Raw genomic sequence first — 20,398 nt, 5'->3', positions numbered from 1 at the left:
CACGCTAGTCGGGGGCGCGCGCGAAATCCTTGTCGCTGACGTGCTCAAGCCACTCGGCCACCGAACCATCAAGCGATTCCTGAATCGCCAGATGGCACATCATGGTGTCGGCCGTGGCGCCATGCCAATGCTCTTCGCCGGGCGGGATCCAGACCGTATCCCCGGCGCGGATCACCCGTGGCGCGGCCCCGCGCAGCCCGACAAGCCCGACCCCCGACAGCACATGAAGCGTTTGACCCAGCGGATGCGTGTGCCAGGCGGTGCGCGCCCCCGGCTCGAAGGTGACGCGCAGGGCGCGCACCCTTGCGGGTTCGGGTGCCTCGATTACGGCGTCCTGCCAGACCCGCCCGGTAAACCAGTCGGACGAGGCCAGACGGCTGGGTTTGTCGCTAGTGAAAATATCCATGATCGGGTCTCCTCGATGGTATCTTTGCATGTTAGCGTTATATCCGGCGGCTGCAACGTCGCCCTGCCCGCGCCCCTAGGGTGAAATCGGTGCAAAGGCCCGACCAATTTACGCGTCGAATCCCTTGACGCCCCTCTGCTTTGGGCCTAAAGACCCCAAACGGAATTCGGGCGCTGCCGTTGGCGGTGCCCTAGTATATTGTAGAAGGGCCACGACGCGCCCTGGACCCAAGACGAGGATGAACCCATGTCGCGCCGCTGCGAACTGACCGGAATAGGCCCCATGTCTGGCAATAACAACAGCCATGCAAACAACAAAACACGTCGTCGGTTTCTGCCGAACTTGAATGATGTGACCCTGCAGTCCGAAGCTCTGGACCGTGGCATCAAGCTCCGGATCACAGCTGCGGCCCTGCGCAGTGTCGATCACCGGGGCGGGCTTGACGCCTTTCTTGCCAAGGCCAAGGACGACGAGCTGTCGACCTCTGCGCTGAAGGTCAAGAAAGAGATCGCCAAAGCAAAGGCCGCCGCAGCCGCTTGAGCCAAGGCGCTTTGACTGAAAATTTTGAAACAGCCCTGCCCCTATGCGGCGGGGCTGTTTCCTTTTGTCGCTTGGCCTTGTCCCCTAGCATCCCCTATATCACGGCATGATGACATCGCTTCGCCCCATATTGGCCCTCTGCCTTTGCGCGCTGCTGGCCCTGACCAGCCAGACGATGGCGGTGGCGCGTGGCACACCGGCCCCTGCGGGCACGATGGTGCTCTGTACCGGTACCGGGCCGGTGACGGTTCTGGTCGACTCCGAGGGCACGCCGACCGGTGCGGTGCATATCTGCCCTGATTGCGCGCTTGGCCTGTTTGACGCCGTCGCGACAATCCCTCCCGACGCCCCGCAAACGGCAACCGCCACGGCGCTTGATCCTTTTGAACCCACGCTGGAAATCGTGGTCGCCGCGCGTTCGGCCTTTAAGGCGCGCGCGCCGCCGACCCGCGCCTGAGCGATCCCATTTCCAACCTGAATCCAACCCACAAAAGGAGAGGCGCAATGTCCCTCAAATCCACCCTGCTTGCGGCACTTGCCGTCACCGCCCTTGGCCTTCCGGCCCTTGCCCAGGATATCGACGTCATGGATGCCTATGCCCGCAGCGCAAGCCCGATGGCCAAGACCGGCGCGGCCTTCATGCTGATCAACAACACCGGCGATGCCGATGACCGCCTGATCGAGGCACGCTCGCCGATGGGCAAGCTGGTTCAGCTTCACACCCATATCCAGAACGCCGAGGGCGTGATGAAAATGACCCACGTCGAAGAGGGCTTTGTCGTGCCCGCCGGTGAAACGCTTGTCCTGCAACGCGGCGGCAACCACGTGATGTTCATGGGCCTCGATAAAGGCTTTGAGATGGGCGATACGGTGCCGCTGACGCTGGTCTTTGAAAAATCCGGCGAGATCACCCTTGATGTGCCCGTCGACCCGACCCGCAAGCCCAAAGAGGGCCACGGCAAAATGCACGGCTCCGGCAACTAGGCCGCGCGCGGTGCGGGCCTAACCGCCAAGCACCGCGTCAACCCACTCCGGCACAATGACCGAGGCGCGGCCCAACCACGTCTCGGCAAAATCGCGGGTGTTCTGCGATGCTTCAAGGTTAAGCTCGATGGTCTGCGCCCCTGCCCGCTCTGCATGCTGGGCAAAGGCCGCCGCCGGATAGACGTTGCCCGAAGTGCCAATCGCGGCAAACACATCCGCCTCTTCCAGATGGGTCCAGATTTCTTCCATCCCATAGGGCATCTCGCCAAACCAGACGATATCGGGGCGCGTGGCCTCTGCGCCACAGACCGGGCAGGCATCATGCGTCGCCATCACCATTGGCGCAGGCCAACGCGACTCGCAACGCGCGCACAGCGCCCCGGCAAGCGCCCCATGCATATGCATCACCGCGCGGCTGCCCGCCGCCTCGTGCAGGGCATCGACATTCTGGGTCACAAGCACCACCTCGCCGCTATACTGCTCTTGCAGGCGGGCCAATGCGACATGCGCCGCATTTGGCGCCACCTCAGCCGCCTGCGCGCGGCGCGCATTGTAGAACCGGAGCACAAGGTCGGGATCGCGTTCAAAGGCCTCGGGCGTGGCCACATCCTCGATCGCGTGCTGCGCCCAAAGCCCGCCCTCGTCGCGAAAGGTCGAGATACCGCTTTCCGCCGAAATTCCGGCGCCTGTCAGAATGACGATCTTTTCCATTGCGTCCCTCTTGCCTATCCTGCGCGGTGCAACCTGCCGGAAAGGGCCCGCGATGACCAGTGCAATCCTCTTTGTCTGCCTTGGCAATATTTGCCGGTCGCCCGCCGCCGAGGGCGTGTTTCGCGCGCTTGCCCCAAATGTGCACACCGACAGCGCCGGCACCGGCGGCTGGCATGTGGGCGAGCCGCCCTATGGCGCCATGCAGAAGGCGGCGCAGGCACGCGGAATTGACCTTTCTGATCTGCGCGCGCGCCAGTTTCGCGCCGATGATTTCACCCGCTTTGATCTGATCATCGCGATGGATGCCCAGAACCTGCGCGACATCGAGGCGCTGCGCCCAAAGGGCAATGCCACGCCTGTGCGCCTGTTCACCGATTACGCGCCCGGTGAGGGCATCGATCAAGTGCCCGACCCTTACTACACCCGCGATTTCGACGGCACGCTTGACTTGATCGAACAGGCGGCGCACGGCCTCTGCGCAACCCTTTAGAGGCCCGCCTTCGGGATTTCCGAAAGCCGCTTTCAGCCCATGAAAAAACCCGGTGCTGCCCGCGCCAATCTGCTTGCCCGATGCCCCCGCGCCGCGTCATTCATGAGGCAAGGAGATCGCCTCATGCCCATGACCTATCTGAAAACCGCCCCAGGCCAGCCGCCTCAAACCGCCGCAGATGTGGCCGATACCGTTCAGGTGATGCTGGCGCGATTGCGCAAAGGCGGGGCGCAGGTTGCGCTTGAATACGCCCGCAGCCTTGATGGCTGGCAGGGCGAGATCACCGTGACCCGCAGTCAGATCGCCGCCGCAACCGCGCGGGTGCCACAGGCCCTCAAGGACGATATCGACTGGGCGCATGACAACATCTCGCGCTTTGCCGAGGCACAGCGCGCCACCGCACAGGACATGCAGATCGAGGTGCGCCCGGGCCTCATCGCCGGTCAGCGCCAGATCCCGCTTGGCGCGGCGGGCTGTTACGTGCCCGGCGGGCGCTATAGCCATATCGCCAGCGCCCTGATGAGCATCGCCACCGCGCGGGTCGCAGGCGTGGCCGATATCACCGCCTGCTCGCCGCCCTGCGCGGGCGCGGGCATCCCCGATGCGATGCTTTATGCGATGGATCTGGCCGGGGCCACGCGCATTCTGACCATCGGCGGGGTGCAGGGGATTGCCGCCCTCGCCTTTGGCCTGTTTGGCGCACCGCCCGCCGATATTCTGGTTGGGCCCGGCAATGCCTATGTCGCCGAGGCCAAGCGCCAGCTGTTTGGCCCCATCGGCATCGACATGTTCGCAGGCCCGACCGATAGCCTGATCCTCGCCGATGACACCGCCGATGCCGAAACCGTCGCCGCCGATCTTGTCGGACAGGCCGAACATGGCGCCAATTCTCCGGTCTGGCTGGCAACCACGGACCCTGCCCTCGCAGAGGCCGTTCTCGACCGTATCCCGGCGCTGATCACCGATCTGCCAGAGCCGAACCGCTCTGCCGCCGCCACCGCCTGGGCCGATCTTGGCGAGGTCGTGCTTTGCGACACCCCCGAGGATATGGCGGGTTTTGCGGACCAAAAGGCCCCCGAACACCTGCATGTGCAGGCCCGCGATCTTGACTGGTGGCGCACCCGGCTGCGCGCCTATGGCTCGCTGTTTCTCGGCGAAAAGACCACCGTGGCCTTTGGCGACAAGGCGGCAGGGCCGAACCACGTTCTGCCGACCTCGGGGGCGGCGCGCTATACCGGGGGGCTTTCGGTGCACAAGTTCCTCAAGACCGTCACCTGGCAAGAGGTAGACGACCGCGCCCTGCCCGATCTGGCCCGCGTCACCGCCAGCCTGAGCCGCGCCGAACGGATGGAGGGGCACGCCCGCACCGCCGATATTAGGCTGGCGCAGGCCACGCCCGAAGCGCAGGCCATACCATCGGCCGGCTAGACAGCTGATCCCGGATCAGGCAGGACAGGACCGGCGGCATTGCACAGGACGACAGACATGAAAACCGTGGGCATTCTTGGCGGCATGGGCCCCGAGGCAACGATCCTTCTGATGCAGAAACTGCTGGCCGCCGTGCCCGCACGCGACGACGCGGATCACCTGCCGCTGATCGTGCATCAAAATCCTCAGGTCCCAAGCCGGATCGCCGCGATCATCAACGGCACCGGCGCCGATCCCGGCCCGGTCCTGGCGCAAATGGCGCGCGATCTGCAAAACGCAGGTGCCGCGGCTCTGGCGATGCCCTGCAACACCGCGCATCACTATGCCCCCGCCGTGGTGGCGGCCACGCCGTTGCCCTTCCTCAACATGCTTGATCTGACGGCGGCGGCGCTTGCCACCAAGGGCGGCAAACGCATCGGCATGCTGGCCTCGCCCGCCACCCGGCTCGCGCACGTGTTCGATGCGCCCTTTGCCGCCCATGGGCTGACGCCGGTCACCCTGCCCGACGACAGCGAGCTGCTCGCCATCATCCGCGCCGTCAAGGCGGGCGAAACCGCCACCTCTCTTGGCCCGCGCCTGCACAATCAGGCACAACTGCTCATAGCTGAGGGCGCCGATCACCTTCTGGTCGCCTGCACCGAGCTTTCGCTGATGACCGATGCCCTGCCTGCCGATACCCCCTGGACCGACAGCCTTGATTGCCTCTGCGCAGCCATCGCGGAGTTTGCCCAAGGTTAGAGCGTGTCGTGCAAAAGCAGAGACCGATTTTGCAGCCTGCGGACAGGCGAAATCAATAGGTTAGCGCAATCGGATATCGCCAGGCCAGCAAAATGAAAAAGGCCCCGCCATCACTTGGCAGGGCCCTCTTTTCTACTCAGACCGTTGGTCTTATTCGTCGCGGCTCTCCGGTGTGTCCACCAGATTGTCGAACTCGTCACCGCCAACAACATCATCTTCCACCACAGGCGCGGCAAGAGCGGCCGCAGCGGCGGCTTCTTCCTGACGGGCCTCGATCACGACGCTGTCACGCGCGGTTGCGATGCGACGCATCTCCTGGGTGGCGCCACCGGTGCCCGCCGGGATAAGGCGACCCACGATAACGTTCTCCTTGAGACCGACCAGCTTGTCGCGCTTGCCCTGAACCGATGCCTCGGTCAGCACGCGGGTGGTTTCCTGGAACGACGCCGCCGAGATAAAGCTGCGGGTTTGCAGGCTGGCCTTGGTGATCCCGAGAAGGATCGGCTCGCCCTGTGCCGGACGTCCGCCCTTCGAGATCGCCTTGTCGTTGGCTTCGTCAAACTCGGCCTTGTCGACATGCTCGCCCTTCAGAAGCGTGGTATCGCCGCTGTCCTGGATTTCCCATTTCTGCAACATCTGGCGCACGATCACTTCGATGTGTTTGTCGTTGATCTTCACGCCTTGCAGACGATAGACCTCTTGCACCTCGTCGATCATGTAGTTCGCCAGCGCCTCGACACCCATGATCCCGAGGATGTCATGCGGCGCGGGGTTGCCGTCCATGATGTAATCACCCTTCTGGACAAAATCACCTTCCTGAACCGGAATGTGCTTGCCCTTGGGCACCATGTATTCAACGGGCTCCAGGGTATCGTCGGCCGGCTCGATGGTGATGCGACGCTTGTTCTTGTAGTCGCGACCATAGCGAACATAGCCGTCGATTTCCGCGATGATGGCGTGATCCTTGGGGCGACGTGCCTCAAAAAGTTCGGCCACACGCGGCAGACCGCCGGTAATGTCCTTGGTCTTGCCACCTTCGCGCGGAATCCGCGCGATCACGTCACCGGCATGCACCTCCTGGCCTTCTTCAACCGCGAGAATGGCATCGACCGACATCGGATAGGTCACCGGGTTGCCCGCATCGTTGCGCATCGGCTCGCCATCGGCGCCCACGATGAACACCTCGGGCTTAAGCTCGTTGCCCTTGGGCGCCGCGCGCCAGTCGGTCACGATCTTCTGGGTCATGCCGGTGGCATCATCGGTCACGTCACGCACGGCAACGCCGCTGACGAGGTCGACAAATTTCGCCGTACCGGATTTCTCGGCCAGGATCGGCAGGGTATAGGGATCCCATTCGAACAGTTTCTGACCGCGCACAACCTTGCCGCCCTCTTCAACGAACAGACGCGTGCCGTAGCCGACCTTGTGGCTGGCAAGTTCAACGCCCTTGTCGCCGATGATCCGCAACTTCATGTTCCGGCCCATGACGAGGGTTTCACCGTTGGAATTGACCAGTGTCTGCGGCTGATCATAGGTGATCGTGCCCTCTTGGCTGGCTTCAAGGAACGACTGCTGGCCACCTTGGGCAACGCCGCCGATGTGGAAGGTCCGCATCGTAAGCTGTGTGCCCGGCTCGCCGATCGACTGTGCCGCGATGATGCCCACGGCCTCGCCGATGTTGACCATCGTACCGCGCGCAAGGTCACGACCATAGCACATGGCGCATACGCCATCCTCGGCCTCACAGGTCAGCGGCGAGCGCAGACGCACGGTTTGCACCGCAGCCTCTTCAAGCGAATCCGCCATACGTTCGTCGATAAGCTGACCGGTGGTGATCAGAACCGCGTCGCTGATCGGATCAACGACATCCTCGGCCACGACACGGCCCAGAACACGTTCGGCCAGCGAGGCCACGATCTCACCGTCATTGACAGCCGCTTCAACCGTCACCGCACGCTCGGTTCCGCAATCATGCTGACGCACGATACAGTCTTGCGCGACATCCACCAGACGACGTGTCAGGTAACCCGAGTTGGCCGTCTTCAGAGCCGTATCAGACAGACCTTTACGGGCGCCGTGGGTCGAGTTGAAGTATTCAAGAACGGTCAGACCTTCCTTGAAGTTCGAGATGATCGGTGTCTCGATGATGTCGCCATTCGGCTTGGCCATCAGGCCGCGCATCCCGCCCAGCTGTTTCATCTGGGTGACCGAGCCACGCGCACCGGAGTGCGCCATCATATAGACCGAGTTCGGCTCCATCACGGCACCGTTTTCGTCTTTACGCTCGGCCGAGATGGTTCCCATCATCGCATCGGTGACCTGATCGTTACACTTCGACCAGGCATCGACAACCTTGTTGTACTTTTCGCCCTGGGTGATCAGACCGTCCATGTACTGCTGCTCGAAACCTTTCACCTGACCGCGAGTTTCCTCGACGATGGTCCATTTGGTGTCGGGGATCACCATGTCATCCTTGCCGAAAGAAATGCCGGCCTTGAAGGCCTCGCGGAAGCCGAGTGTCATGATCTGGTCACAGAAAATGACGCTCTCTTTCTGACCGCAATAGCGATAGACGGTGTCGATGACCTGCTGCACTTCTTTCTTGCGCAGCAGACGGTTCACAAGGCTGAACGGCGCCTTGGCGTTTTGCGGCAGAAGCGCCCCAAGACGTACCCGGCCTGGAGTGGTTTCCACGCGGATGATCACCTCGTTGCCCTCGGCATCAATCTGCGGCACCCGTGCGGTAACGCGCGAGTGCAGATGCACCTCGCCCGAGTCCAGCGCATGCTGAACCTCTTCGATCGACGAAAACACCATGCCCTCGCCCTTCATGCCTTCGCGCATCAGCGTGACATAATAGAGGCCAAGGATCATGTCCTGCGAGGGAACGATGATCGGCGCGCCGTTGGCGGGCGACAGAACGTTGTTGGTCGACATCATCAACACGCGCGCTTCAAGCTGGGCTTCAAGCGAAAGCGGCACGTGAACGGCCATCTGGTCACCGTCAAAGTCGGCGTTGAAAGCGGCACAGACCAGCGGGTGAAGCTGAATGGCCTTGCCCTCGATCAGAACCGGCTCGAACGCCTGAATGCCAAGACGGTGCAGGGTCGGCGCCCGGTTAAGCATCACGGGATGCTCGCGGATCACCTCATCAAGGATATCCCAAACCTCGGGACGTTCCTTTTCCACCAGCTTCTTGGCCTGTTTCACGGTCGAGCTGAGGCCCTTGGCCTCAAGACGCGAATAGATGAACGGCTTGAACAGTTCGAGCGCCATCTTTTTCGGCAGACCGCATTGATGCAGCTTGAGCTCGGGACCGGTCACAATCACCGAACGACCGGAAAAGTCGACGCGCTTGCCCAAAAGGTTCTGGCGGAAACGACCCTGTTTGCCCTTGAGCATGTCCGACAGCGATTTCAGCGGGCGCTTGTTGGCGCCTGTAATGACGCGGCCACGACGACCGTTGTCAAACAGCGCATCGACCGATTCCTGCAGCATCCGCTTTTCGTTGCGCACGATGATATCGGGCGCACGCAGCTCGATAAGACGCTTGAGGCGGTTGTTCCGGTTGATCACGCGACGATAGAGATCGTTAAGGTCAGAGGTGGCAAAACGGCCCCCATCCAGCGGCACCAGCGGGCGCAGCTCTGGCGGGATGACCGGAATGACCGTCATCACCATCCATTCCGGGCGGTTGCCGGAATCAAGGAAGGATTCGACGACTTTCAGACGCTTGATGATCTTCTTCGGCTTGAGTTCTCCAGTGGCCTCTTTGAGATCGGCGCGCAGACGCTCTGCCTCGGCCTCCAGGTCGATGTTCTGAAGCATTTCGCGGATCGCTTCGGCGCCGATATTGGCGGTGAAGGCGTCCATGCCATAGGCATCCTGAGCATCCATGAACTCTTCTTCGCTCAGCATCTGACCATAGGTAAGGTCGGTCAGGCCGGGCTCGATGACGACATAGTTTTCAAAATAAAGCACACGCTCCAGATCGCGCAGGGTCATGTCCAGCATGAGACCAATGCGCGACGGCAGCGACTTCAGAAACCAGATGTGGGCGCAGGGCGCGGCCAGCTCGATGTGGCCCATACGCTCGCGGCGGACCTTTTGAAGGGTGACTTCAACGCCGCATTTCTCGCAGACAACGCCACGATACTTCATCCGCTTGTATTTGCCGCAAAGGCATTCGTAATCCTTGATCGGGCCAAAGATACGCGCACAGAACAGACCATCACGCTCGGGCTTGAAGGTCCGATAGTTGATGGTTTCCGGCTTTTTGATCTCGCCATAAGACCAGCTCAGAATACGTTCGGGGCTGGCAAGGCTGACCTTGATTTCATCGAACACCTTGGTGGGAGCCACCGGGTTGAACGGGTTGTTTGTGAGTTCCTGGTTCATTTTCAAATCCTTAGAGACTGGCGGTGAAGGGAGGGACAACACCGTTTTCTTGAAAAGAAAACGGACCGGACCCTTTGAAAGGGTCCGGAGCGCTGCGCTTACTCATCTTCCTCCGCATCCAGGAGTTCCATGTTGAGGCCAAGGCCCCGGACCTCTTTGACAAGAACGTTGAACGATTCCGGGATACCGGCTTCGAAATTGTCCTCGCCCTTGACGATCGACTCGTAGACCTTGGTGCGGCCTGCCACGTCGTCCGACTTCACAGTCAGCATTTCCTGCAGGGTATAGGCGGCGCCATAAGCTTCCAGAGCCCAGACCTCCATTTCCCCGAAACGCTGGCCACCGAACTGCGCTTTACCGCCCAACGGCTGTTGGGTGACAAGGCTGTAGGGCCCTGTCGAACGCGCGTGGATCTTGTCATCGACCAGGTGATGCAGCTTGAGCAGATACTTGATGCCCACGGTCACCGGACGCGCAAACTGCTCGCCCGAGCGGCCATCAAACAGCACCGACTGACCACTTTCGTCAAAGCCCGCGCGTTTCAGCGCATCGTTCACGTCATGCTCTTTGGCGCCATCAAACACCGGCGTTGCAATCGGCACACCGCGTGTCACGGTACCGGCCGCATCGACCAGGGTCTTTTCGTCCATATCGGCGATGCCCTCGTCATAGACATCGTCGCCATAGGCGATCCGCATCGCTTCGCGCACCGGGGTCATGTCGCCAGAGCGGCGATATTCCTGGAGCGATTCATCGATCTTGATACCAAGCGAACGCGCCGCCCAGCCCATGTGACACTCAAGGATCTGGCCCACGTTCATCCGGCTGGGAACGCCGAGCGGGTTAAGACAGATATCCACGGTCGTACCATCCGCAAGGAACGGCATGTCCTCGATCGGGATCACCTTGGACACAACACCCTTGTTGCCGTGCCGACCGGCCATCTTGTCGCCCGGCTGAAGCTTGCGCTTCACGGCGATGAAGACTTTCACCATCTTCATCACACCCGGCGGAAGATCGTCGCCACGGCGCACTTTCTCGACCTTGTCCTCGAACCGCGCATCCAGCGTGCGCTTTTGCGCCTCGTACTGTTCGTGCAGCGCCTCGACGATCTGGGCATCGGCCTCGTCTTTCAGCGCCAGCTGCCACCACTGACCTTTGGTCAGCGTCGCCAGCAGGTCCTCGGTGATGTCCGAGTTCGACTTGACGCCTTTGGGGCCTTTGACGGCCACTTTGCCAAGCACAAGCGTCTTGAGACGGGCATAGATGTTGCGATCCAGGATCGCCAGCTCGTCGTCACGGTCACGCGCCAGACGCTCGACTTCTTCACGCTCGATCTGAAGCGCGCGTTCGTCTTTTTCCACACCATGGCGGTTAAAGACGCGCACTTCGACGACCGTGCCGAAATCGCCCGGCTTGACGCGCAGGCTTGTGTCACGCACGTCCGAGGCCTTTTCGCCAAAGATCGCCCGCAGCAGCTTTTCTTCCGGTGTCATCGGCGATTCACCCTTCGGGGTGATCTTGCCCACAAGGATATCGCCCGGCTCCACATCGGCGCCGATGTAAACGATGCCGGCCTCGTCGAGGTTGCGCAGCGCTTCTTCACCGACGTTGGGAATGTCGCGGGTAATTTCTTCCGGTCCAAGCTTGGTATCTCGTGCGGCCACTTCGAATTCTTCGATATGGATCGAGGTAAACACGTCATCGCGCACGATGCGTTCCGAGATCAGGATCGAGTCTTCGTAGTTGTAGCCATTCCACGGCATGAAGGCCGTGATCACGTTCTTGCCAAGCGCCAGCTCGCCCATATCGGTACAGGGACCATCGGCGATCACTTCGCCCTTGGTCACCAGATCGCCCACCTTCACCAGCGGCTGCTGGTTGATGCAGGAGTTCTGGTTCGAGCGCTGGAATTTGCGCATCCGGTAGATATCAACGCCCGGATCCCCGATCTCAAGATCAGAGGTCGCCCGGATCACGATCCGCTGTGCATCGACCTGGTCGATGACACCGCCGCGACGCGCCATGATGGCCGCGCCTGAATCGCGCGCCACGACACCTTCGATACCGGTGCCCACAAGCGGGGCCTCGGCACGCAGGGTCGGAACCGCCTGACGTTGCATGTTCGAGCCCATGAGGGCGCGGTTGGCGTCGTCGTTTTCAAGGAACGGAATAAGCGAGGCGGCAACCGAGACCAGCTGTTTGGGGCTGACGTCGATCAGGTCCACGCTTTCGCGCGGCGCCAGCATGTATTCGCCCGATTGGCGCGTGCTGACCAGATCGTTGACGAACTTGCCTGATTCATCGAGGTTGGCGTTGGCCTGCGCCACGGTGTGGCGCATTTCCTCGGTGGCGGACATGTATTGCACGTCATCCGTCACCTGACCGTCAACCACCTTGCGATAAGGGGTTTCGATAAAGCCGTACTTGTTAACCCGCGCAAAGGTGGCGAGGCTGTTGATCAGACCGATGTTCGGGCCTTCCGGCGTTTCAATCGGGCACATCCGGCCATAGTGGGTCGGGTGCACGTCGCGCACCTCAAAGCCCGCGCGTTCGCGCGTAAGACCACCCGGCCCAAGCGCCGAAAGACGGCGTTTGTGGGTCACTTCGGAGAGCGGGTTGGTCTGGTCCATGAACTGCGACAGCTGCGAAGAGCCGAAGAATTCACGCACCGCGGCCGCGGCCGGCTTGGCGTTGATAAGATCCTGCGGCATCACCGTGTCGATCTCGACCGAAGACATCCGCTCTTTGATCGCGCGTTCCATCCGCAGAAGGCCGACGCGATACTGGTTCTCCATCAATTCGCCAACCGAACGCACCCGGCGGTTGCCGAGGTGGTCGATGTCGTCGATATCGCCGCGCCCGTCGCGCAGCTCGACCAGCGCCTTGATGCAGGCCACGATATCATCGCGGTCCAGCGTGCGCTGTGTGTCGGGCTTGTCGAGGGCAAGACGCATGTTCATCTTGACGCGACCAACGGCCGAAAGGTCATAGCGCTCGGAGTCAAAGAACAGCGTCTCGAAAAGCGCCGCCGAGGCCTCTTCGGTGGGTGGCTCGCCCGGACGCATCACCCGGTAGATATCCATGAGCGCGCTGCCGCGGTTCATGTTCTTGTCTGCCGCCATCGTGTTGCGGATGTAGGGGCCAACATTGATGTTGTCGATGTCCAGCACCGGGATATCGGTCACGCCCGCATCCATCAATTCCTGGAGGCTGCCACCGGTGACTTCGCCCGCTTTGTCATACTCAAGCGTAAGCTCATCGCCCGCTTCGACATAGATCGCGCCGGTTTCTTCATTGATGATGTCACGCGCCACGAACTTGCCGACGATATGGTCGAACGGCACCAAAAGTTCGGTCACATTGCCTTCGTCGATCAGCTTCTTGACCGCGCGCGGCGTAACTTTCTTGCCCGCTTCGGCAATCACTTCACCGGTTTTGGCGTCGACAAGGTCATAGGTCGGGCGGGTGCCGCGCACGCGCTCGGGGAAGAACTTGGTGACCCAGCCCTTTTTCTTCTTCAGCTTGAAACCGACGGTGTCGTAATAGGCATCCATGATCGCCTCTTGGTCAAGACCAAGCGCGTAAAGAAGCGTCGTCACCGGCAGTTTGCGGCGACGGTCGATGCGCGAAAAGACGATGTCCTTGGCGTCGAATTCAAAGTCGAGCCAGGAGCCGCGATAGGGGATGATCCGGCAGGTGAACAGCAATTTGCCCGACGAATGGGTCTTGCCCTTGTCGTGGTCAAAGAACACGCCCGGGCTGCGGTGCATCTGGGAGACGATCACGCGCTCGGTGCCGTTCACGACAAAAGTGCCGTTCGGCGTCATCAGGGGCATATCGCCCATGAATACGTCTTGTTCCTTGATATCCTTGACGGATTTCGCGCCGGTATCTTCGTCGACATCAAACACGATCAGCCGCAGCTTGACCTTCAGCGGGGCGCTGTAGGTCATGTCACGCTGCATGCATTCCTCAACGTCATATTTCGGCTTTTCAAGATCGTAGCTTACGAATTCCAGCACGCTGGTTTCGTTGAAGTCCTTGATCGGGAATACCGATTGGAAAACGCCTTTAATCCCCTCGCCGTCCATCGGCTGGGGCTCATCGCCTGATTTCAAAAACAGATCATACGAGGATTTCTGAACCTCGATGAGGTTCGGCATTTCAAGCACTTCACGGATCTTGCCGTAATATTTGCGCAAACGTTTCTGGCCGAGGTAGGTCTGAGCCATGGTCGAAGTCACCTTTCATTTCTCACCGGTCGCGCGCGCTGTCGGGCTCCAGCGCCGCGGCCATACGAGAGGGCCTGATTTGATCCATTCACGGCCATCGTCCCAAAGACAGCCTCCCGATCATATAAACCTTGCCTTAGAAAAGCCCCGAGCATCGCAGGGCCTCTCTGAGACAGGTTTGGCCGGGCCCGGAAACCCGGACCCAGCCTTTATTTTCCTCCGGGTTGCCCCGGCGAAGATTACTTCAGTTCGACTTCGGCGCCAGCTGCTTCCAGCTTGCCCTTGATCTCTTCTGCTTCGTCTTTCGAGACTTGCTCTTTCACGGCTTTGCCGCCTGCTTCCACCAGATCTTTGGCTTCTTTCAGACCAAGACCAGTGATCGCGCGAACCTCTTTGATGACGTTGATCTTCGACGCACCGGCCGATTTCAGGATCACGTCAAATTCGGTTTGCTCTTCAGCAGCCGCACCAGCGTCGCCAGCCGGGCCAGCCATCATGACCGCGCCACCGGCGGCGGGCTCGATGCCGTACTCGTCTTTGAGGATGGTTTTCAGTTCTTGTGCTTCGAGAAGCGTCAGACCAACGATCTCTTCTGCAAGTTTTTTCAGATCAGCCATTTGTGACTCTTTCCGTTTTCTAGATGTGTTCCAACGTTGGGTAATCAACCCCCTACGCGGATAATACAGTTACCTTACGCGGCTTCGGCCTTCTCTTCGATGGTCGAAAGAATGCTCGCGATATTCGAAGCAGGTGCGCCAATGGCCCCCGCGATGTTGGAAGCAGGTGCGCCGATCATGCCAACGATTGTCGCGATAAGTTCATCGCGCGACGGCAGTTTCGACGTGGCTTCAACACCAGCACGGTCCAGAGCGGTCTCGCCCATTGCCCCGCCAAGGATCTCAAACTTTTTGTTATCTTTGGCGAAGTCCTCGGCCACCTTGGCTGCTGCCACGGGGTCCTCGGAGAAGGTAAGAACGGTCATACCCGAGAGGTAGTCAGCAATGCTTGCGCACGGCTTGCCCTCAAGGGCGATTTTGGCGAGCCTGTTCTTGGCTACACGAACTGATGCCTCTGCCGCACGGGCGCGGGCACGCAGATCTTGCATTTCGGCAACTGTAAGACCCGTGTAGTGGGCAACCACTACAACGCCAGAGCTTTCAAAGATCTGGCCGAGTTCCTCGACCACTTTCTCTTTCTGGGCTCTATCCACAGTTTCACTCCAAATTTGGGGGTCTCCCCCCGGCTCATTTTTGCCACCCCGAGGGGCAGCGTTCGGGTCCAATTTCAGGGTCCCGAGGCCAAAATCACCCGAAGGCGGCTGCCCTCGTTTGAAATCTTATCTCGTTCCCCATCTCAGGAAGGAATTATGAACCGCGGCTGCGGCAACCCTCCGTCTCGGACAGGACAGGGCCAAGGTAAGGCCCTGCCATTCGCCCCCGGATCAGTGACCCGGGTGCAAATTCTTATTCGACAACCGCGCTTGTGACGTCGATCGACACACCGGCGCCCATGGTCGAAGAAATCGAGATTTTCTTCACATAGGTGCCCTTGGCGCCGGCCGGACGGGCCTTTTGCACGGCGACAACAAAGGCGCGGACGTTCTCGGCAAGCTTGCCTGCGTCAAACGAGGCTTTGCCGATACCGGCATGCACAACACCGGCTTTTTCGGCCTTGAACTGCACTTCGCCGCCTTTGGCGTTCTTGACGGCCTGCGCCACATCCATGGTGACCGTGCCCACTTTGGGGTTCGGCATCAGATTGCGCGGGCCAAGCACCTTACCCAGACGGCCCACAACGGGCATCATGTCGGGGGTGGCGATGCAGCGGTCAAAGTCGATCTTGCCGCTTTGCACGATTTCCATCAGGTCTTCTGCGCCAACGATGTCGGCACCGGCGGCCTGCGCCTCTTCGGCCTTGGGGCCACGGGCGAACACGGCGACGCGAACGTCTTTGCCGGTGCCATTGGGCAGACCGACAACACCGCGAACCATCTGGTCAGCGTGACGCGGATCAACACCAAGGTTCATCGAAATCTCAACAGTTTCGTCGAATTTCGCGGTGGCATTGTCTTTGACCAGGGCAATGGCGTCTTCAACGCTCAGGTTGTCCTTGCCAGCGAAAGCTTCACGAACGGCGCGGGTACGTTTTCCAAGTTTTGCCATCTTACTTCACCTCGATGCCCATGGAACGTGCAGAGCCGAGGATGATCTTCATCGCCGCTTCGACGTCGTTTGCGTTCAGGTCTTTCCATTTCGCTTCAGCGATTTCCTTGACCTGCTTGGTCGAGACATAACCGGCTGTGGTGCGGCCGGGGGTTTTGGACCCCGAAGGCAGCTTGGCAGCTTTTTTCAGATAGTAGGACGCGGGCGGCGTCTTGATTTCCATCTCGAACGATTTGTCCTGATAGTAGGAAATCACTGTCGGACAGGGGGCACCGGGCTCAAGGTCTGCGGTCTTGGCGTTGAACGCCTTGCAGAATTCCATGATGTTGATGCCGCGCTGACCGAGCGCGGGGCCCACGGGCGGGCTGGGGTTAGCTTGCCCGGCTTTCACCTGCAGCTTCATCTTACCAACGAGTTTCTTGGCCATCTGGCCTCTCCTTTGTTTCCAACACCGTCAGGGCGCGCCCCTCGGGTTCTTCGTTGTGTGGTCTGGTCCGGATGCCGCGGCACCCTCGCCTCCCACGTCTCACAAGATCAGGACTGTTTCGTGACCTGTGTGAATTCCAGTTCGACCGGGGTTTCCCGGCCAAAGATCGACACCGACACCTTGAGGCGCTGGTTGTCTTCATCGACTTCCTCGACCATGCCGTCGAAATCCTCGAACGGGCCGTCGTTGACCTTGACCTTCTCGCCGATCTCAAAGTGGATCAGGGTGCGCGGGCTGTCTTCGCCCTCTTGCACGCGGTTGAGGATCGCGTTCACCTCGGCATCGCGCATCGGCATCGGGCGCCCCTGCGGGCCAAGGAAACCGGTCACGCGGTTGATCGAGTTGATCAGGTGATAGCCGCGGTCAGACATTTCCATGCGCACAAGAACGTAACCCGGCATAAAGCGACGCTCGGCGGTCACTTTCTTGCCACGGCGGATCTCGATCACCTCTTCGGTGGGCACAAGAACCTCTTCGATCTCGTCCTCAAGACCGTTCTCGATGACAGATAGTCTGATTTGCTCGGCGATCTTCTTTTCGAAATTCGAAAGAACACTGACCGAGTACCACCGCTTTGCCATCTTCGACCTATGCCTTTTATTCTGACCGGCATTTCGCCGGAAGTCCGTATTCTTTCAGGCACTTGACCTGCACTTTCCGGAACAAAAATCGGCGCGCAACCCGAATCGCCGCGCGCCATCTCCAGAAGTGTGCCGTCAACTACCTTTGATTGCCCGCAATTTCAAGGGTCTGTCCGCGATTTTATGCCGACCTAGCCAAACATGTTCAGCACGGCCTGCAGACCACCGCGAATGGCCAGATCGACCAGCGCAAAAAAGATCGCCGTAACCGTGGCCATGATAAACACCATGACCGTGGTCAGCAAAACCTCGCGGCGGGTGGGCCAAATCACCTTGGCCACTTCCGAGCGGACCTGCTGAATAAACTGAAGCGGATTCGTGCGTGCCATCTGCGCTGTCTTCTCTGATATACCTGTTAAGCGCGACATACGCGGGCTGGCGCATGAATTCAAGGGCAGAAGGGCCACTGCCCCCCTGCCCTTTGTACAGGTCTGAAAGATGAAGCCTTACTGCGGCTCGGGGCTGATCCGCTCGAACGGATCGGGAAGGTGCTCAAACGGGTCCGGATCTGCCTCGCGGCGCAGTGTCAGCGGCGGCAAGTCGCGCGACAGCGCCCAGATTTCTGGCAGCGTCGCAAACGCCTTGCTGCGCAGGCCTTTCATCCATTCAAGCCCAAAGATCGCGGCGCCAAGCACCACCATCCAGAAACCGACAAAGAGCGTTGCCAGTACAAGCATCGGCCAAACCAATACCAAGACAAAGGTCACCAGCCAGAATGCGTGATGCGGCTTGACCGGCGTGGCCTTGAGCCGTGCCATCACATCGGCAGGTTTCAAAAACCCGCCGAGTTTGGAGGTCCTAGTTGATTTCGCCGCCGCCTTTGTGGCATTCTTGCGGCCGCGTTTAGGACGTGCCACAAGATGCGACGCCGAGGCTCCCGGTGCCAGATCAGGCAGGCTCCGGCGGCTTATGGTGCGGCGTTCTTCGGTCAGGATTTCGTGGATCGTCGCCATGGCATTGGTAACTGCCTCATCCGTAGAAGCAGCATCAGCAGGCGCATGGCCTTCAAATTCAGATCCAACATGCGGTAAATATGATTGCGGGTTTGCGCCCCGCATAAATTGCGTTGTCATAGCAGCTACTTTCTCATTCTCCCACGCCCCCACGCGGATCGGTCGCGCTTTCCCCCGAAAGCTCACGAGTCGATTAAAGGTGAAGGTGCGGCACAAATGGGGCAAAAAGATGGCACGCCTGGGGCGGAACCGGGGCGCGTCTCCTTTAGTCACATTTTCGTCAGAGTTTTATCTGGCTTCCAAAGCGGGTCAGCCAGCCACCAACCACATGCACCGGCATATCGATCAAGCCCGGACCGATCCACATGCGCGCCCCGATCGGTTGCAGCATACTGGAAAGCGCCAGCCCTGTCGCCGGTTGTCAGCAACTGAACGCATGTCTGCGGCCTGATCTTGTCTGAGGAAATGGCAGGGGCACAGGGACTCGAACCCGGGACCTACGGTTTTGGAGACCGTCGCTCTACCAACTGAGCTATACCCCTATCGTGGCGCCGGATTAAGCCACCTTTGGCCGGGAATCAAGCGCGCAATTGCTTGTTTCTGCGGATGGACCGTTAAAAAACAAGCCGCCCGCCTTCCACAAGCTGCGCCCGCCCCCCGGACCTGCCGGACTGGCGGATCAAATCGCTTGCATGCACTCTGTGAATGCCGACACGCCCAGGGCCTGCGGACATTCATCATGCCCCACCCGCGCGAGACACATTTTGCCGCTCGCACTCTGATTTGAGGGCAGCAATGTGATGACTGTTCACAAGCCCTAACTCAACGACAGCGCCATCATCACAAGACCGACAAACCCGACCGCAAACACAACCGAGCGCACCATCGGCAGGCCGCTCACGTAGATCGCAACATAGACCAGCCGCGAAAGCACGAAAATCTCCGCCCCAAGAGCCGCCTGCGCCATATCCGCGCCCGGCACGAGCATCGCCAAAAGACCAAGACCCAGAAACACCGGCATATGCTCTTGAAAGTTACTGGCCGCCCTGAGGGCGCGGGCGCGCCGCACACCGGGATCCGGCAAGGTATCGCGCGGGCCGGTGTAGGCGCGCAAGCCGATCTGCGCGAACAAGATCATTGCAGGCAAATAGACTGTAAGCAGGTAGGCGCCGAGGCCTGCCAGTATCCAGAAAACCATCTTCCATTCCTTTTGCTGTGATGTCTCTTGAGGTAAAAGCCAAAGGGAATACTCTCAATTCCCTTGTAAGGAATATTCGCCATGCAATCCGACATTACTTTCGGCAACGCCCTCAAGACCCTGCGCCGCACCCTCGGGATCAGCCAACTTGCGCTTGCCGCGCAACTCTCGAGCACACAGCGCCACCTGTCATTTCTGGAAACCGGCCGCTCAAAGCCCACGGTCGGTTTTTTGCGCCGCCTGTGTTCAGAGCTGAATCTGAGCGCCGCGCAGCGCAGCGCTCTGTTCGAGGCATCGGGGCTGCGCAATCCCTATTCGGAACGCTCGCTCTCTTCGGCCGAGATCACCGGGGCGCTCGACATGATCGAGCGGCGCATTCTGCAAAACTGGCCCTTCCCCGCCTTTGCGCTTGATCGCGACTGGACGATTCTTCGGATGAATGCGCGTGCCGCGCGCCTGTTCGCGAGTTTCGGCTTTGATTTCTCGAATGCCGCGCCAAGCCTTTTGACCGTAATCCTGTCCCCGGCGTTCCGGGCGGGCATTCACAACTGGGAGGATGCCAGCCTTGGCCTCTATTTCCGCCTGCAAAGCGCATCCGGGCGCAACCCGGCCATTGCCGCCGGCTTTGCCGATGCCCGTCGCAACGGGGTATTCGATCACATCCCCGCGCTTATCACCGGCCAGCACCAGGCGCCGGTGTTCACGGCCCTCGAAATCGGCGCGCCCGACGGCCCGGTGCTGCGGATGACGCCCTTCGTCGGGCAGCTTGCCACCCTTCAGGACGCGCGCCTTGACGGGCTTGAAATCGAATTCATGGTCCCGCTCGATGATGCCAGCGCGAATTTCCTGCGGGATTTACAATAAATAAGGGCGCCATTTCTGGCGCCCTCTCTGAATGCGTAGGGTGGGTGTGAAACCCACGCGCGGCAAACTTACTCGATGATTTTGGAGACGACGCCGGCGCCGACGGTACGGCCGCCTTCGCGGATGGCGAAACGGAGGCCGTCTTCCATGGCGATCGGGGCGA

The 20,398-nt window shown here is 60.3% G+C and carries 20 protein-coding genes and 1 tRNA gene; 7 read left to right on the top strand and 14 right to left on the bottom strand.

The genetic code is table 11. From position 1 onward, the window contains the following. Nucleotides 1-4 precede the first annotated feature (4 nt). Nucleotides 5-406, bottom strand: coding sequence for a (R)-mandelonitrile lyase (locus BUB78_RS16100; RefSeq protein ID WP_073199789.1), 402 nt, complete (start codon nucleotides 404-406; stop codon nucleotides 5-7). A 246-nt stretch (nucleotides 407-652) separates the two neighbouring features. On the opposite strand from BUB78_RS16100, the gene rpmB reads away from it, so the two are divergent. From rpmB to BUB78_RS16085, 3 genes are all read left to right on the top strand, one after another. Beyond that, nucleotides 653-946: a 50S ribosomal protein L28 gene (rpmB, locus tag BUB78_RS16095; protein WP_073199787.1), complete on the top strand. Its 294-nt coding sequence runs from the start codon at nucleotides 653-655 to the stop codon at nucleotides 944-946. A 106-nt stretch (nucleotides 947-1,052) separates the two neighbouring features. After that, entirely contained in the window at nucleotides 1,053-1,403 is a 351-nt protein-coding gene (locus BUB78_RS16090; RefSeq protein WP_220084020.1) for a hypothetical protein, read from the top strand. A 47-nt stretch (nucleotides 1,404-1,450) separates the two neighbouring features. Next, on the top strand, nucleotides 1,451-1,930 hold the full coding sequence (locus tag BUB78_RS16085; RefSeq protein WP_073199785.1) for a copper chaperone PCu(A)C: 480 nt from the start codon (nucleotides 1,451-1,453) through the stop codon (nucleotides 1,928-1,930). A gap of 18 nt (nucleotides 1,931-1,948) precedes the next feature. Here the strand turns inward: BUB78_RS16085 and BUB78_RS16080 are convergent, their stop codons facing one another. Further along, nucleotides 1,949-2,641 (bottom strand): NAD-dependent deacylase, encoded by a 693-nt coding sequence (locus BUB78_RS16080; protein WP_073199783.1) that lies wholly within the window; start codon nucleotides 2,639-2,641, stop codon nucleotides 1,949-1,951. A gap of 52 nt (nucleotides 2,642-2,693) precedes the next feature. Between BUB78_RS16080 and BUB78_RS16075 the strand changes: the two genes are divergently transcribed. The 3 genes from BUB78_RS16075 to cuyB all read left to right on the top strand — a co-directional run bounded on the left by BUB78_RS16075 (nucleotide 2,694) and on the right by cuyB (nucleotide 5,297). Next, nucleotides 2,694-3,131: a low molecular weight protein-tyrosine-phosphatase gene (locus BUB78_RS16075; RefSeq protein ID WP_073199781.1), complete on the top strand. Its 438-nt coding sequence runs from the start codon at nucleotides 2,694-2,696 to the stop codon at nucleotides 3,129-3,131. 123 nt (nucleotides 3,132-3,254) lie between these two features. Continuing rightward, nucleotides 3,255-4,559, top strand: coding sequence for a histidinol dehydrogenase (hisD, locus tag BUB78_RS16070; protein WP_073199863.1), 1,305 nt, complete (start codon nucleotides 3,255-3,257; stop codon nucleotides 4,557-4,559). Nucleotides 4,560-4,616: 57 nt separating this feature from the next. Further along, on the top strand, nucleotides 4,617-5,297 hold the full coding sequence (gene cuyB, locus BUB78_RS16065) for a cysteate racemase (protein ID WP_073199779.1): 681 nt from the start codon (nucleotides 4,617-4,619) through the stop codon (nucleotides 5,295-5,297). A gap of 150 nt (nucleotides 5,298-5,447) precedes the next feature. Here the strand turns inward: cuyB and rpoC are convergent, their stop codons facing one another. From rpoC to BUB78_RS16010, 11 genes are all read right to left on the bottom strand, one after another. After that, nucleotides 5,448-9,695 carry a DNA-directed RNA polymerase subunit beta' gene (gene rpoC, locus BUB78_RS16060; RefSeq protein WP_073199777.1) on the bottom strand — a complete coding sequence of 1,416 codons (4,248 nt, stop codon included), beginning with the start codon at nucleotides 9,693-9,695 and terminating at the stop codon, nucleotides 5,448-5,450. A 98-nt stretch (nucleotides 9,696-9,793) separates the two neighbouring features. After that, a complete protein-coding gene (gene rpoB / locus BUB78_RS16055) occupies nucleotides 9,794-13,930 on the bottom strand; it encodes a DNA-directed RNA polymerase subunit beta (RefSeq protein WP_073199775.1) in 4,137 nt (1,378 codons plus the stop codon). A 239-nt stretch (nucleotides 13,931-14,169) separates the two neighbouring features. Beyond that, entirely contained in the window at nucleotides 14,170-14,547 is a 378-nt protein-coding gene (gene rplL, locus BUB78_RS16050) for a 50S ribosomal protein L7/L12 (protein ID WP_073199773.1), read from the bottom strand. 74 nt (nucleotides 14,548-14,621) lie between these two features. Beyond that, nucleotides 14,622-15,140 (bottom strand): 50S ribosomal protein L10, encoded by a 519-nt coding sequence (gene rplJ / locus BUB78_RS16045; RefSeq protein ID WP_073199772.1) that lies wholly within the window; start codon nucleotides 15,138-15,140, stop codon nucleotides 14,622-14,624. 253 nt (nucleotides 15,141-15,393) lie between these two features. Then, nucleotides 15,394-16,092, bottom strand: coding sequence for a 50S ribosomal protein L1 (gene rplA / locus BUB78_RS16040; protein WP_073199770.1), 699 nt, complete (start codon nucleotides 16,090-16,092; stop codon nucleotides 15,394-15,396). 1 nt (nucleotide 16,093) lies between these two features. Beyond that, a complete protein-coding gene (gene rplK, locus BUB78_RS16035; RefSeq protein WP_073199768.1) occupies nucleotides 16,094-16,519 on the bottom strand; it encodes a 50S ribosomal protein L11 in 426 nt (141 codons plus the stop codon). A gap of 107 nt (nucleotides 16,520-16,626) precedes the next feature. After that, entirely contained in the window at nucleotides 16,627-17,160 is a 534-nt protein-coding gene (gene nusG, locus BUB78_RS16030) for a transcription termination/antitermination protein NusG (protein ID WP_073199766.1), read from the bottom strand. Nucleotides 17,161-17,351: 191 nt separating this feature from the next. After that, entirely contained in the window at nucleotides 17,352-17,549 is a 198-nt protein-coding gene (secE, locus tag BUB78_RS16025; protein WP_073199764.1) for a preprotein translocase subunit SecE, read from the bottom strand. A 117-nt stretch (nucleotides 17,550-17,666) separates the two neighbouring features. After that, nucleotides 17,667-18,173: a hypothetical protein gene (locus tag BUB78_RS16020; RefSeq protein ID WP_245813539.1), complete on the bottom strand. Its 507-nt coding sequence runs from the start codon at nucleotides 18,171-18,173 to the stop codon at nucleotides 17,667-17,669. A gap of 466 nt (nucleotides 18,174-18,639) precedes the next feature. After that, nucleotides 18,640-18,715, bottom strand: a tRNA-Trp gene (locus BUB78_RS16015). Nucleotides 18,716-18,990: 275 nt separating this feature from the next. Further along, nucleotides 18,991-19,371, bottom strand: a complete 381-nt coding sequence (locus tag BUB78_RS16010; RefSeq protein WP_073199759.1) for an MAPEG family protein — start codon at nucleotides 19,369-19,371, stop codon at nucleotides 18,991-18,993. A gap of 81 nt (nucleotides 19,372-19,452) precedes the next feature. Between BUB78_RS16010 and BUB78_RS16005 the strand changes: the two genes are divergently transcribed. Further along, complete coding sequence (locus tag BUB78_RS16005) at nucleotides 19,453-20,235, top strand: helix-turn-helix domain-containing protein (protein WP_073199756.1); 783 nt, start codon at nucleotides 19,453-19,455, stop codon at nucleotides 20,233-20,235. Between the two features lie 68 nt (nucleotides 20,236-20,303). Here the strand turns inward: BUB78_RS16005 and BUB78_RS16000 are convergent. Beyond that, nucleotides 20,304-20,398 (bottom strand): EF-Tu C-terminal domain-related protein (locus BUB78_RS16000; RefSeq protein WP_207545791.1); only part of this gene is annotated, 95 nt, incomplete at its 5' end.

The sequence above is a fragment of the Roseovarius marisflavi genome (genome assembly GCF_900142625.1).
GTDB classification, from domain to species: Bacteria; Pseudomonadota; Alphaproteobacteria; order Rhodobacterales; family Rhodobacteraceae; genus Roseovarius; species Roseovarius marisflavi.
Note: the sequence above shows the minus strand (reverse complement) of the source record. Positions and strands in the feature narration are given on the sequence as shown.

Excerpts from the sequence above, each read along its gene's own strand:
- hisD (WP_073199863.1), top strand. The coding sequence starts at position 3,255 with ATGCCCATGACCTATCTGAAAACCGCCCCAGGCCAGCCGCCTCAAACC.
- cuyB (WP_073199779.1), top strand. The coding sequence starts at position 4,617 with ATGAAAACCGTGGGCATTCTTGGCGGCATGGGCCCCGAGGCAACGATC.
- BUB78_RS16020 (WP_245813539.1), bottom strand. The coding sequence starts at position 18,173 with ATGGCGACGATCCACGAAATCCTGACCGAAGAACGCCGCACCATAAGC.
- BUB78_RS16005 (WP_073199756.1), top strand. The coding sequence starts at position 19,453 with ATGCAATCCGACATTACTTTCGGCAACGCCCTCAAGACCCTGCGCCGC.
- rplK (WP_073199768.1), bottom strand. The coding sequence starts at position 16,519 with ATGGCCAAGAAACTCGTTGGTAAGATGAAGCTGCAGGTGAAAGCCGGG.
- rpmB (WP_073199787.1), top strand. The coding sequence starts at position 653 with ATGTCGCGCCGCTGCGAACTGACCGGAATAGGCCCCATGTCTGGCAAT.
- secE (WP_073199764.1), bottom strand. The coding sequence starts at position 17,549 with ATGGCACGCACGAATCCGCTTCAGTTTATTCAGCAGGTCCGCTCGGAA.
- rpoC (WP_073199777.1), bottom strand. The coding sequence starts at position 9,695 with ATGAACCAGGAACTCACAAACAACCCGTTCAACCCGGTGGCTCCCACC.
- BUB78_RS16090 (WP_220084020.1), top strand. The coding sequence starts at position 1,053 with ATGATGACATCGCTTCGCCCCATATTGGCCCTCTGCCTTTGCGCGCTG.
- rplA (WP_073199770.1), bottom strand. The coding sequence starts at position 16,092 with ATGGCAAAACTTGGAAAACGTACCCGCGCCGTTCGTGAAGCTTTCGCT.
- nusG (WP_073199766.1), bottom strand. The coding sequence starts at position 17,160 with ATGGCAAAGCGGTGGTACTCGGTCAGTGTTCTTTCGAATTTCGAAAAG.
- BUB78_RS16010 (WP_073199759.1), bottom strand. The coding sequence starts at position 19,371 with ATGGTTTTCTGGATACTGGCAGGCCTCGGCGCCTACCTGCTTACAGTC.
- BUB78_RS16080 (WP_073199783.1), bottom strand. The coding sequence starts at position 2,641 with ATGGAAAAGATCGTCATTCTGACAGGCGCCGGAATTTCGGCGGAAAGC.
- rpoB (WP_073199775.1), bottom strand. The coding sequence starts at position 13,930 with ATGGCTCAGACCTACCTCGGCCAGAAACGTTTGCGCAAATATTACGGC.
- rplL (WP_073199773.1), bottom strand. The coding sequence starts at position 14,547 with ATGGCTGATCTGAAAAAACTTGCAGAAGAGATCGTTGGTCTGACGCTT.
- BUB78_RS16075 (WP_073199781.1), top strand. The coding sequence starts at position 2,694 with ATGACCAGTGCAATCCTCTTTGTCTGCCTTGGCAATATTTGCCGGTCG.
- BUB78_RS16100 (WP_073199789.1), bottom strand. The coding sequence starts at position 406 with ATGGATATTTTCACTAGCGACAAACCCAGCCGTCTGGCCTCGTCCGAC.
- BUB78_RS16085 (WP_073199785.1), top strand. The coding sequence starts at position 1,451 with ATGTCCCTCAAATCCACCCTGCTTGCGGCACTTGCCGTCACCGCCCTT.